At 45.3% G+C, this 15,635-nt stretch carries 9 protein-coding genes and 1 other RNA gene; 7 read left to right on the forward strand and 3 right to left on the reverse strand.

The annotated features are described in order from the left end of the window. The first annotated feature begins 104 nt into the window (after positions 1-104). Positions 105-797, forward strand: a complete 693-nt coding sequence (locus tag QUA53_RS22750) for a response regulator transcription factor (RefSeq protein WP_333036365.1) — start codon at positions 105-107, stop codon at positions 795-797. A 110-nt stretch (positions 798-907) separates the two neighbouring features. Here QUA53_RS22750 and hemG read toward each other — a convergent pair whose 3' ends face one another. Together hemG and QUA53_RS22760 are read right to left on the reverse strand one after the other, a co-directional pair. Further along, on the reverse strand, positions 908-2,368 hold the full coding sequence (gene hemG / locus QUA53_RS22755) for a protoporphyrinogen oxidase (protein ID WP_333099921.1): 1,461 nt from the start codon (positions 2,366-2,368) through the stop codon (positions 908-910). Positions 2,369-2,393: 25 nt separating this feature from the next. Next, positions 2,394-2,519, reverse strand: coding sequence for a hypothetical protein (locus QUA53_RS22760; protein ID WP_333076828.1), 126 nt, complete (start codon positions 2,517-2,519; stop codon positions 2,394-2,396). 714 nt (positions 2,520-3,233) lie between these two features. Between QUA53_RS22760 and QUA53_RS22765 the strand changes: the two genes are divergently transcribed. The 5 genes from QUA53_RS22765 (at position 3,234) to QUA53_RS22785 (ending at position 11,929) form a co-directional block, all read left to right on the forward strand. Beyond that, positions 3,234-7,469, forward strand: coding sequence for a PAS domain S-box protein (locus tag QUA53_RS22765; RefSeq protein ID WP_333099922.1), 4,236 nt, complete (start codon positions 3,234-3,236; stop codon positions 7,467-7,469). A gap of 75 nt (positions 7,470-7,544) precedes the next feature. Then, a complete protein-coding gene (gene corA, locus QUA53_RS22770; RefSeq protein ID WP_333099923.1) occupies positions 7,545-8,726 on the forward strand; it encodes a magnesium/cobalt transporter CorA in 1,182 nt (393 codons plus the stop codon). Positions 8,727-9,044: 318 nt separating this feature from the next. Then, an RNA gene (gene rnpB, locus QUA53_RS22775) (RNase P RNA component class A) lies at positions 9,045-9,478 on the forward strand. 367 nt (positions 9,479-9,845) lie between these two features. Beyond that, entirely contained in the window at positions 9,846-10,568 is a 723-nt protein-coding gene (rnc, locus tag QUA53_RS22780) for a ribonuclease III (protein ID WP_333099924.1), read from the forward strand. Between the two features lie 167 nt (positions 10,569-10,735). Then, the gene (locus tag QUA53_RS22785; RefSeq protein WP_333099925.1) at positions 10,736-11,929 is read left to right on the forward strand and encodes a Gfo/Idh/MocA family oxidoreductase; all 1,194 of its coding nucleotides are present in this window, start codon (positions 10,736-10,738) and stop codon (positions 11,927-11,929) included. 45 nt (positions 11,930-11,974) lie between these two features. Here the strand turns inward: QUA53_RS22785 and QUA53_RS22790 are convergent, their stop codons facing one another. Next, a complete protein-coding gene (locus tag QUA53_RS22790) occupies positions 11,975-14,020 on the reverse strand; it encodes a sensor histidine kinase (RefSeq protein WP_333099926.1) in 2,046 nt (681 codons plus the stop codon). A 662-nt stretch (positions 14,021-14,682) separates the two neighbouring features. Here QUA53_RS22790 and QUA53_RS22795 point away from each other — a divergent pair. Continuing rightward, positions 14,683-15,342 (forward strand): class I SAM-dependent methyltransferase, encoded by a 660-nt coding sequence (locus QUA53_RS22795; RefSeq protein WP_333099927.1) that lies wholly within the window; start codon positions 14,683-14,685, stop codon positions 15,340-15,342. Positions 15,343-15,635: the final 293 nt, after the last annotated feature.

Genomic DNA, 15,635 nt, shown 5'->3' on the forward strand with positions numbered 1-15,635 from the left:
TAGGGCTATAACTATTAAAAGCTCAATTTTTTCGAGATTTGTATCCAGTTTTCTATTATTATGGCTGAATATTCTTGCCTAATTCTTCAAGCAAACTTGTGGTCATGGCCCCTGTAAAAATCCTTGTGGTTGATGACGACCCGGCAATCCGAAATTTAATTCACCGTTTTTTGAGCCAGCAAGGTTATCAAGTTGAGTCTGGCGAAGACGGTCAGACTGGTCTGGAATTATTTGAGCAACTCAATCCTGACTTAGTAGTTCTAGATGTAAATTTACCTGATACAACTGGTTACAAACTGTGTCAAGAAATGCAAAGACGCACGGGCGTGTTTGTGTTGATGCTGACTGCCCGAACCGATGAAGCTGACAAAATGAAAGGGTTTGCCGAAGGTGCTGACGACTACATTACTAAACCTTTTAGTCTTGTAGAGATTGGAGCTCGCGTTGCAGCAATTTTGAAGCGCAAACGCATTGTTACTCCCGCCGAACAACAAACTCTTACTTTTGGAGAGCTACTAATAGATCCGGTTCGCCGCGAGGTAATTCTCGGCAGTCAGATAGTTGCTTTGACTGCTTTAGAATTCGACCTGCTGTACTGTTTGGCCAGCAAACCAGGTCGCGTGTGGAGGCGATCGGAATTGCTGCATGAAGTGTGGGACTACGAGTATGTAGGAGCCGATCGCGTGGTGGATGTCCATATAGGTCAAATTCGCCGCAAAATTGAACCAGATGCCACTCAAATTTCGATGATTCAAACCGTTAGGGGGGTGGGTTACAAGTTTGAACCCACAACCTAGTAACATTCGGCATTGGGCAGCGGATATGAAGGCAGAAGGCTGTAGGTGCGGGTTCACCAATATCTCGGATTAACATACTCGATATTGGTAAACCCGTCCTCCCCACACAATCATTCAGATCGAGTATCTGATTGTTTGTTCTGCAAATACTCGCCCACTTCTCGTGCACGCTCAAAACCCCTTCGCACGCAATCTCCCAAAGCCACTCCGCCGATGTAGTTGCTGCACAAAAATACCCCAGGCAAAGATTTTAAGCCCTCATCGATTTGTTGCAGGCGATCGAAATGCCCCAAATTGTACTGAGGAATCGCCCGCTTCCACAGCTTCACCGCTAAAACTTTTGGCTGTGGCACATCTGGTTTCAGCAAAATCCGAGACAAATCTCGGTGCACCTCCCGAACGATTTGTTCTGAGTCGAGATTGCCAATTTCCGAATCAGTAGCCCCGCCGATGAAACTGGTGAGAGTGTGCCAGCCCGCAGGGGTGCGATCGGCAAATAAACTCGATGTCCAAATCGTCCCCAGAGTGCGAATTCCCTGCCCCCTCGGAATTAAATTTCCAAAACCTACTAATTTACCCTTGACATCAGAGTGCGGATATGCTAATACAACGCAGGCAACCGTAGGATAAGTAAATGCTTGTAAAGCGCTGCTAACTTCCGGTTGCAGAGACTGCAACAAATCGGCTGTAACGTAAGCAGGCGTTGTCAAAACCACGGTGCGCGCCTCAACTTCCTGCTGTCCGTCGGGCGTCGAGAATACAGCAATGTAAGTTTCGCGTTCTGTACGATCGAGGCGAGTCAGATGCCAGTTGAGTTTCACTCGATCGCCCAATTGAGCAGCGATCGCCTCTGGCAAAGCCTTCAACCCCTGTTTAAACGAACCCAACTCCCCCGGTCTAGTCTTAGGAACATTCGGGTCTGCAGGCAATTTCTTCGGTCTTTTCCTAGCAGAAAGCAGCGCCCCCGCCACCAGCCCGCCACCCACATCAGCCATCTTTGCTACCCGGCCAAAAGCCGCCGCCGCGCTAAGTTGTTGCGGATCGCCGGCATAAACCCCAGAAACAAAAGGTTCCACCAACCGCTGCATCACTTCCGTCCCCAGATGACGGCGGAAAAATTGAGAAACAGTTTCCTCGTCACCCTGCTGCGAAAGTCGAGAACCCATTGCCGGCGCGACAAACCCCAAGGCCCCGAACAACGCCCGCAGTTTTCCCGGAAAACTCAGTAACTGAGACTGAATCATCGCCGGTGGAGTCATTGGCACCGGTTGCAGCTTTTTTTGCCAATAAACAAAACGAGGCAATTTGCGATCGGCCAAAATCAACTCTTGCTTCAATCCCACATCCACAGCCAACTTCATCAATTCTGGCGTCGGCGAAAAACTGTTCGGGCCCTCCTCCCAGAGAAACCCTTCGGCTGTCACAGTGGTGATGTTCCCGCCCACACGTCCCTGACTCTCAGCGACTAAAATCTTCAGTGGCGGCGCACTCGTTGCTTCCTTGTGAAGTGCGTGCGCCAAACTCAAACCGCTAATACCCGCACCCACAATCAAGGTATCTAATAGTTCCATATTACATAGAAAAATATCGCAATCTTTATGTTACATGGCTTTGCACGGCTTGCGTTCTTTGCTGGGCGTACTGCCAAACCGCTTTCAGATTACCGAATTGGGAATTGGGAATCGGGAATTGGGAATTGGGAATCGGTAAGCTGTCGGGCATTTCTTAAGCATTTTTCTCGTAGGTTGTGGATTAACCCACCTCCGCGTCTCCCCGTCTCTCGATCTCACTTTTTTACCCGCTGGGTCTGGTTTAAAAAAAGAGCATCTGCTGTAATTAAGCTATATTTCCAAATATACTATTTATTTAAAATTTTTGTATTATAGGGAACAGCGCCAAAAATTGCACCGGCAAAGGCAGCAGTAACGCAGCAGTACAGTGCCCAAAAAGATTTGAGTGGGTTAAACTAACTTTAGGCAAATTTTAGAGCTTAAGCAAGTCACCACCCCGCTCTGAAGAGGTTGGGCTTTATGCCCTAATCAAAAGAGAGAGTTGACTAGCTATCGTCTTAACTGATTAGATTATCAAAAATATGGGTGTAAGCCCAAGCTGCTATGCGATGCGGGTGAAATATTGGAAACGGTAATTGTTCCGTTAAAAATAGATCGTAAAAGTACCAAGCGACCAAGTAGCCCCCTGTAGGAATAATCAATATTCAAGGCGGTGAAAACTGCCTGATGCGTGCTACCTCGCTCACTCTACTCACATCTTGCACAATTCTCAAGAACAGGTTTTCCACCCTGTTCCACAAAGAGTTAATTTCTTGTGGGGTGGGCATCTTGTCGGCTCATAAAAGCTTATTGAAAATGGTGCAACATATGAGTCTAAAGACACGAGGTTTTCATAATACTAAGCTTTTCTCATGAAAAAATACCCATGCAGGAAGTTATCAACTCGTTTCAGTCTTTTTTCTCTAACTCTGTTGATGCTTTCCTAGAGTGCGATCGACAGCAAAATTATTTATCGATCAATCCTATTGCTGCGGCTTGGATGGGATTAGAGCCTGCTGAAATAGTCAACAAAACTAATCAGGAATTATTGAAATTATATCCTAATAATCCTGCGGTAAAAAATATAATCTTGCAGATTGATTCTTGCCTGCAACAAGTATTTATAACCGGGAAAAAACGGCTGGCAATTCATGAGGTGACGGCGGCAGACGGCGGGATTAAAATTTACGAAACGGCTTACACGCCAGCGGTGGATGCCTCTAGCAACCAGATGCGGGTTTTCGGCGTTGGTAGAGATATCACCAGGCACTACCGCTGGCAGCAGCAGAAAACTCAACAGTTACGCCGATCGAACCATTTACTGTGGTTGAACGCAGCTAACAGTCCCCTGGCAATGGTGGGCTGGGATGAAGATTTTCGGATCGTTCAGTGGTCGAAACGCGCCGAGGAAATCTTTGGCTGGACATCCGATGAGATGATGGGCAAGCAGTTCGGCGATTTGGCTTTGGTTTGCGAGGAAGATAGAGAGGCTGTAAGGGCGATCGAGCTTGAACTAGCCACTGGCAACGGCAATACTTCAATTAACCGCAACTATACTAAAAGCGGACAGGTAATTTGGTGTCGCTGGTTCAACTCGATTATTCGCAGCAGCGACACTTTTACCGTGCTTTCTTTGGTGGAAGATATCACCGATCGCAAACGGTTGGAAGCAGAAAAAGCCCAAGCTTCTCGCCTCACAGCAATGGTAGCCGATGTCGGTATTGCCCTCACCAAACACCCTCAAGATATCCTGCTTCCCTGCTGCGAGGCAATGGTGCGGAATCTTGATGTCGCTTCTGCTGAAATTTGGACTTTCAACTCTCAACATAATGTTTGGGAATTGCAAGCAGCCTCGGGAATATACAGCCGCACAGACGATCGGGCTAGGTTTATTGAAAGTAAGGTTAACTCGATCGCCAAACAGCAAAAACCGGAATTTGACTGCGGATTTGAACTGAACAATTTTGGAATCCCAGAGGAAGAATCCGCAAAAGCAACAGAGGCGCAAAGTTCCGAAGTAGCAATTATAAACACCAGTGAAAAGCCGACAAATTGCCCAATTCCTAAGCAAATTCTGACCTTCGCCGGCTACCCTTTGATAGTCGAAGAACGGCTGGTGGGAGTCATGGTAATTATCAGCCGCCAGCCCCTGACAAAACCCTTTCAGGACACTTTAGCATCGGTTGCCGATGTCATTGCTTTAGGCATCGAACGCAAGCGTGCAGAAGCTGAATTAAAATCAGCTAGAGGCTTCCTCAATTCCGTAGTAGAAAATCTGCCGGTGGGAGTTTTTGCTAAAGATGCTTCTTCGCTGAAATTTGTGCTGTGGAATAAAGCCGGAGAAACGATCGCAGGTGTTACCTCTCAAGAGGCGATCGGCAAAAATGACTACGATATTTACCCCAAAGAACAAGCTGATGTTTTCACTGCTCAAGATAGGGAAATATTAACCGGCGATCATAACCAATCTACTGTTAAAGACATAGCCGAAGAGCCGATCCAAACTCGCCACAAAGGTATGAGAATACTGCACACCCGCAAAGTGCCAATTCTCGACGCCACAGGCCGTCCTCAGTACGTTTTGGGGATTACTGAAGATATTACCGAACGCAGGCAGGTAGACGAAAGCGTGCGCCTCTACGACCAAATTGTCGAGAATATGCAAATTGGTTTGTACGTCTACCATTTAGAAAACATAGACGATGACAGCACCCTCAGGGCGATCGCCTCAAATCCTGCAGCTACCCTATTTACCGGATTAGAAATGGCTGATGTTTTGGGAATGACAATCGACGAGATTTTTCCCCACCTGCGATCGAAAAACATTCCCCAAGCATTTGCTTCGGTAATTCGCACCCAGAAAGCCGTAGAACTTGAAGATATTGACTGCGATGAAGGAGGCCGAATAACTCGCGCTTTTTCTATTAAAGCTTTTCCATTACCCAACAACTGTGTCGGTGTTGCTTTTGAAAACATTACTGCTCGCAAGTGCCTAGAACTAGAACTGCAGGCGTCTTTGGAAAAAACCGAACGTTCCGAACAACTCCTGCGTACAGTAATAGACAAAACTAGCGACTGGATTTTTGCCAAAGACAAAAATTTTCGGTGTATTTTGGCTAACAGGAGTTTCGCTCAGGCGATCGGCAAAACAGTCGAAGAAATAATTGGCAAATCCGACTTAGAATTAGGATTTTCAGAAGAGCTAGTGTTTGGGAATTCCGCCAAAAATCTCCGAGGCTTCCGCACAGACGACTTTGCTGTACTGGCCGGCGAAATCATCCACAATCCCTGCGATCCGGCAACTATTGCTGACGGTTCAGTACATATTTTTGATACCCAAAAACTTCCCCTGCGCGACGCTGAAGGTAATGTATTTGCAGTGCTAGCTTTCGCTCACGATATTACCGAACGACATGAATCGGAAGCAGCTTTGCGTAGAAGTGAATCAAGATTTAGGTCTTTGGTAGCTAATATTCCCGGAGTGGTTTATCGCTGGAAGTGCGATTTTTCGACTAATTTTATTAGCGATGCCGTTTACTTATTAACCGGCTACCCGGCGGCAGATTTTATTTGGCTTTTGGACAGGAGATGCCGGACTTTTGCTAGCATTATTTACCCGGAAGATTTGGCAAAAGTAGAAGCAACTATTCGGCAAGGCATAGAAAAGAAAGAGTCTTATAACTTGGAATACCGCTTGCTAGCATCAGACGGCACGGTTAAATGGGTGTGGGATAAGGGTTCTCCTGTGTTTGACGCAGATGGGAACGTTTGCTATTTGGACGGGGTGATTTTTGATATTAGCGATCGCTACTACGCCGAGGAAGCATTGCGCCAAAAAACTTTAGAGTTAGAAGCAGTTTTTCGCGCTTTGCCTGATTTGTATTTTCGACTAGATGCTGACGGTATAATCGTGGATTATTTGTCAGGAACTTCTTCGAGTTTATACGTACCTCCCGAACATTTTATGGGTCAACGAATGACCGACGTATTGCCACACAACGTCGCCTGCCAATTTGCCCAAGCAATCTTTGAAGTTTCCGAAACACGAAATTCAATCGATATAGAATATTCCCTTTCCATGGCGGAAGGAGAAACAACTTATGAAGCCCGACTGTTGCCGTTTAATTCTGATCAAATTATTATTCTAGCGCGCAATATTACCAAGCGCAAACAAGCCGAAGCTGAATTAAAACATAAAAATCGCCAGCTAGAGCAAACATTGAAACAATTAGGCAGGACTCAAGCTCAACTAATTCAAGCCGAAAAAATGTCGGGTTTGGGACAGTTAGTGGCGGGAATTGCTCACGAAATCAATAATCCTGTCAGTTTTATTTATGGTAATATCACTTACGCTAGTGAGTATGCCAAAAACTTGCTGGAACTGTGCAGTTTGTACCACGCACACTACCCGGAACCTGTTGCTGTTATCCAAGATTTGGCAGAAGAAATAGAACTGGAATTCATGAAAGAGGATTTCCCGCACCTGCTGACTTCTATTCAAACCGGAGCAGAGCGAATTCGTCAAATAGTTCTGTCTTTGCGTAATTTTTCCCGCCTGGAAGAATCCGATCTCAAGCGTGTTAATATTCACGAGGGAATAGACAGCGCTCTGTTAATTTTGCAACACAAACTCAAAGAAAATGGCAGGAATCGTCCTATTCAAATAGTTAAAGAATATGGAAAATTACCGCCGATACAGTGCTACGTGGGACAGTTAAATCAAGTGTTTATGAATATTTTAAATAATGCTATTGATGCTTTAGCCGATGTCAGGAATAGGAAGTTGGAACTGGGGAGTTATTCGGAAGAGGAAGGCCAAGATTTTGCTAGTTTACCTTTAACTTGCGACACATTGCCGTGGATTCGGATTCGCACTGAGGTGTTGGAGAACAATGGGGTGGCGATCGTAATTTCCGATAACGGGTGTGGCATGGTAGAGTCTGTTAAATGTCGAGTATTTGACCCGTTTTTTACTACTAAACCAGTAGGCAAAGGTACGGGATTGGGACTGTCTATCTCCTATCAGATTGTGGTGGAAAGACACGGAGGGACGCTACAGTGCATTTCCGCGCCGGGAGAGGGAACTGAATTTGCGATCGAGATTCCCATTCGGCAGAGGTAATTAGTCATTGGTAATTGGTAGTTGCACCAGAAAAATGATAATCTAATTAAAGGTTCTAAAGTCAGGAATATTAGCATGGTATACAAAAGCATACATACTTCTAGTGCCGTTGCAAAACAAATTAAAGAAGAAGATGATGATGATGATTCCTATGTTGACTATTTTTATGACGATCCGGGGGCTCCGCCGGGAACTCTCGACTTAGAACCCGATGCGCCGCCTCCGGAGATTGTATTAATTGACTATTGCGAAACAGCCGCAACTCGCGCAAAATTGGCAAATCCTCAAAAAGCTGCTGCGTATTTAGATACAGCATCGGTTTCTTGGGTTGATATGTTGGGATTGGGAAACAAAGAAACTTGGCGACAAATGGGCGAAGTGTTTAATTTACACCTAATGGCTCAGGAAGATGTAGTTAATGTTCCCCAGCGACCGAAAGTAGTAGACTATGAAGAACATATTTTAATCATTGCTTGGATGGTGATGCTCCATCCAGAATCAGATACTTTTCATAAAGAACAAGTAAGTTTTATTTTGGGCAAGCATTACCTGTTAACTGTTCAGGAAGAACCGGACTATGATTGTTTTGAACCAGTGCGCGATCGCATTCGTAAAGGACAAGGAATGATTCGCAAACATGGAGCAGATTATCTGGCTTATACTCTGTTAGATTCGATTATAGATGGATTCTTCCCTGTATTAGAAGTTTATGGAGAGCGGATTGAAGAATTAGAGGATGAAGTTGTTCTAAACCCCACCCGCAAAACCCTGGAAAAAATATATAAAATCAGGCGAGAATTGCTGACTCTGCGCCGCGCCATTTGGCCGCAGCGGGATGCAATTAATGTTTTAATTCGAGATAGCAGTGATTTGATTAGTCCCGAGGTGCGAATTTACCTGCGCGACTGTTACGATCACACGGTGCAGGTGATGGATATGGTCGAAACCTATCGAGAGTTGTCTTCTGGTTTGATGGATGTTTACTTGTCTTCGGTTGGTAATAAAATGAATGAAATCATGAAATTGCTGACGGTGATTTCGAGTATCTTTATTCCTCTAACTTTTGTTGCGGGAGTATACGGAATGAATTTCAATACAGAGAAATCTCCCTGGAATATGCCGGAACTAAATTGGTATTTTGGCTATCCGCTTTGTTGGGGAATTATGCTAGCGATCGCCTCTGGCTTAGTTTACTTCTTCTGGCGGCGTGGCTGGTTTGATAATTTTTCTACCATCAAAGATGACTCATTAAAGTAACTGAATTGAAGATTTTAGATTTGGGATTGAAGATTGAATAATTAAAAATTATGTTAGGTAAAAAGGTTTCCTGCCCCTAGTGGAATCGGTGCCATAAATCCTTGGCTCGTAATTCCCAACTTTTCCGCCCCCTGATTCATCCGTGAGTGAATTTAAGGGGATTTGCATGGTAATTTAATTGTAGGGCGGGCTTTCGAGCCGACCGTACAAGAGTTTGAATAAACACAAATGTCCAAATTAAGCGGGCGACAAGTTAAAATCTTCTATCTCAAATCCCAAATTGATTGACGAACGATCGCGTACAATAAATCTGGGGAAAAAGTAGGCGCAGGCGGTTGCGGATTAGCGAAAGCTTGTCTGAGGAAAGTCCGGGCTCCCGAAAAACCAAACTTGCTGGGTAACGCCCAGTGCGAGCGATCGTGAGGATAGTGCCACAGAAAGATACCGCCAATTAGTCATTAGTCAGCAGTCATTGGTCATTAGTAAGTAACTGAGGATTTTTGACTGGGAAGCAAAAACTAATTTGGTAAGGGTGCAAAGGTGCGGTAAGAGCGCACCAGCAGCATCGAGAGGTGCTGGCTCGGTAAACCCCAGTTGGGAGCAAGGTCGGAGGAACTATGGTTGGTTTTTTACCAGTTCCGTTTTTTGGTACCGCTTGAGGCGTCTGGTAACAGGCGCCCCAGATAGATAACTGCCCTCGAAAACTGCTTGCAGTTGAGAGAACAGAACCCGGCTTATGTCCGACTTTTTCCCCACCCAAATTTTGGTAAGGTGCTTAGGGGCAGATTAGTCAAGGTGTAATTAAGGTGTTTGCGTTATCGTAAGCGTTGAGCTTTATTCTTGATATGTTATTTATTGCTAATAATCTATCAAATAAAGAAGATTTATCGATCGCCCGAAGCAGATATTTCCAGCGTTTGAGGCACTTATTCACCACCTTAACAGAGCGGAGTACAAGCACCACAAGGACTATTGGGTTTTTGAATAAAAAGCTTTTTAGTGATATGAATTTGAGACATTTTTCAAAAAAATATACAACTTTAGACAAGCTCCAAGCCCGGATAGTCATCCGTCATTGGCAATTAATTATAAAATCTAAAATCTAAAATCTAAAATGGTATGATTTATCCGGGTCGCCAAAAGCAACTTGAAACATTAATTCAAAAATTGGGACTGACGAAGAATGCTTCGATAAAATGGCATCTCCTCGATTTAGCTTTGACTCATGCGAGTGCGTCAGCTAAGGCCAATTACGAGCAACTAGAGTTTGTCGGGGATGCAGTTGTGCGGCTGGCTGCGTCGGAATTGTTGTTTGAGATTTATCCAGACTGTACAGTGGGGGAATTTGCTGCTATTCGATCGATCTTGGTGAGCGATCGCATTCTTGCTAAAATCGCTGAAAGTTACGGGTTCGATCGCTATTTAATTGTTTCCAGCAGTGCCGCCTCGGACAAAACAGGGGCTGAACCCCGTCTGGCAGATGCTTTGGAAGCGGTACTGGCTGCGCTTTATTTGAGTACCCAGACGTTAGAATTAATTCGCCCTTGGCTAGATTCTCACTTTCAACGCCTAGCTGCGGAAATCCGCAGCGATCCTGCCCGCCAAAACTACAAAGCTGCTCTCCAAGAGTTGACTCAAGGCAAATACAAAACTTTGCCCAAATATAGCGTCCAAGAAACCGGGACAGTGCAGGGCGGGGAAGATCGTTTTACAGCAGAAGTTCTCATTCAAGGAAAGTTGGTAGCAGAGGGAAAAGGTCGATCGATCAAAGCCGCCGAACAAGCAGCGGCTCAGGTAGCTTTCAATAAATTAGTTAATAGTCAGTTGACTGTTGACTGTTGACTCGTGTTATCAGTTATTGGTTATTTGTTAGCTGCTACCAATAACCAATAATCAATAACTACTACATAACTACTAGCAACAGTCAACAGTGATTTTTTGGAGTAAAAACATAGATAATAATAACAAATTATGCTATAATTACTTTGCGATTTTTGCAATTATAATCAATGAAAATCGGAATAGCTGTATTGGGTGCAGGTCGCTGGGGAGTTAACCTAATTCGCAACTTTCTCGAACATCCCAACAGCCAAGTTTTAGCGGTGGTAGACCCGAATCGAGATTCATTGGCGGTCGTTCAAAAAAAATTCAATCTGGATGCCTCGGTGATTCTAGCTACCGATTGGTCTCAAGTGCAAGCCCTGCCGGGACTGCAAGCTGTGGCGATCGCTACTCCAGCTTCCACACACTACACCCTCGCAGCAGCAGCGCTGAAACAAGGCTACCACGTCTTAGCAGAAAAACCCCTCGCCCTCAACCTCACTGAAGCCATAGAACTCTGCCAATTAGCGGAAAAACAGCAGCGGCAACTCTTCGTTGACCACACTTATCTGTTTCATCCAGCAGTCGATCGAGGCCAAAGAATTATTCAACAGCATCAACTCGGAAAATTGCGCTACGGTTACGCCCAGCGCACCCATTTTGAACCCGTGCGCCATGACGTTGATGCCCTTTGGGACTTGGCAGTTCACGATATCGCTATTTTCAATACTTGGCTGGAACAAACGCCAATTGAAGTAAGGGCGATGGGTACTGTTTTTCCGAAGGAAGAAGGAAGAAGGAAGAAGGAAGAAGGAAGAAGGAAGAAGGAAGAAGGAATAAATCAAGAAGCAGCAGAAATTGAAAATCAATTTGCTCCTTCGCTGGTGACTACTAATCCTGCAGAAAAACTAGCAGATTTAGTTTGGGTAACGCTCACCTATCCCGACGGATTTCAAGCATTTATTCACCTGTGCTGGCTAAATCCCGACAAACAACGGCGCTTAACAGTTGTTGGCAGTTTGGGAACCTTGATTTTTGATGAAATGTCGCCAGAAACTCCCCTGATTGTGCAGCGCGGCAATCCAGATTGGGGAGGCGAAGAGAATAACTGTTTTGAAAGTGCGATCGCGAAGCCCGCCCCTACGGGGGCTACGCCAACGAAGAGGATCGCGCCACAGCCAACCGGCATCAGACACCGCGAAGTGTTGAGTTTAGAACAAGTAGAACCGCTGAGGCGAGTGTGCGATCGCTTCCTCAACTGCGTGCAAACAAATACCCCCTGTCTTACCTCTTCGGGCCCGGCCTCCGTCGAATTAATCCGCATTCTCAGCACTTTGAGCAAATCCCTCGAACTCGGCGGACAGCCCCTAAAACCATTTTAGATTTTAGATTTTAGATTTTAGATTTTAGATTGGGAAAATCACTCCTCAACTTTTGAAATTTCCCTTTTCCGTTACTAAGTCCGGGCTGTGAAAATAAAAACTTGACTGCTGATTGACAGGCAAAGAAATCATCACCGTAGTACCTTGATTCACGCCCGCGCTGTGCAGGGTAATGCTTCCGATCATAGATTCCATTATCCTTCGCGAGATAGCCAAGCCCAAACCGTTACCGCCAAACCTGCGAGTTGTAGAACCATCAGCCATCACAAAAGGTTGAAACAATTTCTGCTGGTGCTCGGGATCGATACCAATTCCCGTATCTTTAATTGTCACCACCACCCAATCGCTTTGACCGCTAGGACCCGTCGTACTTTCACCACTGCCGTTAAAACTACCAGAATTAGTCCTAGATTCTAGCCGCACCGATATATTAATGCTGCCCGACTCTGTAAACTTAACGGCATTGCTCAAAACATTTAAAAACACCTGTTTTAGCTTCTCTGGATCGGCATGAACAATAATCGGATCGTGAGGAGCTGGCAAACTTAACTTCAAGCCTTTTTCCTCTATTTGACTCGCTTGCAAATCAATCGCGTCTTCAAGTACCTGAGTAATGTCAACTACTTCTAACATCATCGAGAACGTGCCGGATTCTATTTTAGCAATGTCCAAAATATCATTAATGATATTGAGCAATTGCATGGACGAGTCGTGAGCCCGCTGTAAAAATTCCATTTCTTCATCTCGGTCATCGCAGTAGCCGTCCCGCACAATTTGAATAAAACCAATAATCCCGTTGAGCGGCGTTCTCAATTCGTGAGAAATATTCCCCAAAAATTCATTTTTTAATTGATTGGCAACTTGCGCTTCTTTGGTTGCGACTTCCAATTCTCTGGCCCAGGATCTGAGGCGCTGCACCATGCTGTTGAGTGCTTCTGATAGTTGATTAAATTCCCTAATTTGGAAATCTTGGGGCACTGTCTGCGACGCTTCCGTATCTACTTTCATCGCGTAGTCTCTCAGTTTTTCCACAGGACGCGCCAAGTCGCGAGACAGATATAAAGTCGCGATGATACTAGCAGCAACCAAGCCTACAATTAAATTAAATAAAACTTGCTGAATCTCTTCCAAACCTGACAGAGCGTAATCTAAACGAGAGACAGCTAAAATAATCCACTTGCTGTTCTCCTGTGTAGTTGAAGGACTCGGGATAGCGGCGTATCCTGCTAGCAACTCTACACCATTTCTTTCAAAGGAAAATAGATGGAGAAAAGCAGTTCCGCCTGCGATTGCCCTTTTGACAATACTTTTTAGTCGATCGGCATCTGCCTCTTGGGCGATATTGCGGCCCACGCGGTTGATATTAGGGTGCGCCAAAATCGTCCCATCTTGGTCGATCGCCACCGTATAGCCGGCTAAAGAACCCTTGGGAGCGCTCGTTTGCACAGGCAATGCCGACTGCAAACTCAAAGCATAACTCAACTGCAGGGTATTGCCCCGACGAATGTAAACAGGAGCGCTCAACACCAAACTCGCTTGGCTATCGCTGCCTCCTTTACCCGCATCTGGAAAATCCTCAGCCCCCAAAGCCCCCTTCCGATCGTTTGCTGTCCCCTGTCGCTGCTGAGGCAAGGACAGGCTGATGTAAACGCTCTTGTCGTCCAGCAGCGTTTGCTGCTGCTGTACGGGCGGCCAAAATTTTGCCGGCAGCGACTGAATCGGCTGCGGCCCGCAAGTGCTTGCTATCACTTGATTTGTCTTTAAATTAGTCAATTGCAAGCAATCAACCTGCGCTGGCAACCGCTGCCCTAATTGGGCGATAAACTTTTGATAATCCTTCGGATTTACCGACTGCAACATCGAGCTTTCCGAAGCGCCGATCAGATTCGACTTCAGCGATTTCGCCCACTGTTCAATAGTTTCTGCTTTTCTGACTGCACTTTCTGTCAAGTTTTGACGAGCAGTTTCCAGAAGCGTCGAGCGTGCCTTGCGATAGGTAACATACTCCCCCACCAGTAGAACAGGTACGCTGAGCAACAAAATCCGCGACAGTAAAATACGGCGAAAGGAGGATTGACCTAACTTAACCATAGGAAATATCTAAATTAAGGTGCAACACCCAACAGCGACCATTAAAGTGAAATAAACCAGACCGAAAGCATGAATCTGTCTAGGGTGCTCTGCTGACTGGACAACACAGCTTCAGAACAACATTTAAACACAATTATAGAAGCCACTGTAGTAATCTCGATTCTAAGTGTGTGGGTCCAAAGATGATCAGCAATTTGTTTGGCAAATGCCTGTGATTTCGGTCACACTTCCCTACTCAATTCTCGGAGCGACTGGCATCCGATCGCCCCTAGGCCAATTTTTCAGGCTGCAAAAAGCGTCGGGTGGACATACCGCAGTTGCTTGAAGCTAGAATCGCATCGATGCACTCGCCCCAAATTAACAGGCAAAAAGTTCCGTTTCCGGCTAGTGTACATAGAGAATTCTTGCTCGATCGGACTTTTTTTTGCGAATGCCTTCGAGAGATGGGCCAGAGATGGGCGATGCAAGATTTTGCACCCTGTGAAAGATTTCTTTTGCCCTCCGGTTGATTCGGTGACAAAATTCACCGATCAAACAAAAAGAATGAGACGATCGACCTGCCGATCGACTTTGACAACCCTAATGTAGGGAACCTTGGCGCAAACAGTGTACCCACGCTCCGTAAATTCGCGGTCTCGGCAATAATCTCCATAGCTTAATCGATGAAAAAAAACTTTAGCAATTATACGTATTATTACACAAACAACCGTCCGAGATATCATCACGCTTATTTGATATCTCCCCTATTAGAAATGCTGGCGGCACTTCAGCAGACCAGCAAGACAAAACTCCGAGTTTTGGATCTCGGCTGCGGCAATGGCAGCCTCAGTCACGTTATCGCAGAGCACGGCTGCGAAGTTGTCGGCGTTGACACTTCTGCGCCCGGAATTGCCATCTCCAGTCAAAGTTTCCCCGAGTGTCAGTTTATCCAAGCAGATATTTACGACCTCCCAGATACCGATATTCTGAAGTCATTTGATGTTGTCTTAGCTATTGAAGTAATCGAACACTTGCTTTATCCTAAAGAACTAGCAAGAACTGCAAAAAAATGCCTCAATCCGGGAGGAAAACTAATTATTTCCACGCCCTATCACGGCTATTTAAAAAATCTGGCTTTAGCGGTTTCTGGCCAACTAGATAAACATTTTACCGTTCTTTGGGATAACGGTCACATTAAATTTTTTTCAGTAGAGACGCTGACCAAGTTATTAACATCTGAAGGATACACCGACATAAGATTTAAATTTGCTGGGCGGTTTCCCTATCTTTGGAAATCAATGTTATGCTCTAGTACGTTCTCGCCACCAGCGGATAAATTATGAGTTGGGATTTGTGATTTTTCAGCCCATTAATTTTTCTGAATAAACGACCAGCGCTCATGAAAAGTAAAAGATAACTTTTGGCGTTTGGATATGAGGCGATCAACTTTGGCAGAACCAAGCTGCTATCAACCGCACCGATGATCGATCTTCCCTACAGGGATTTCCTAGCGCGCCATCGGGACAAACTTCAGTCGATCGATCCCATGAGGTTTATCTTACTGGAGTTTAGACTAAGAAAAGCTGGCTCAGTTAGAAACTGAGGCATAAAAAATCAATTGGGCAGCCAAATATAT

The organism is Microcoleus sp. Pol12B3 (assembly GCF_036701355.1).
Classification (GTDB): domain Bacteria; phylum Cyanobacteriota; class Cyanobacteriia; order Cyanobacteriales; family Microcoleaceae; genus Microcoleus.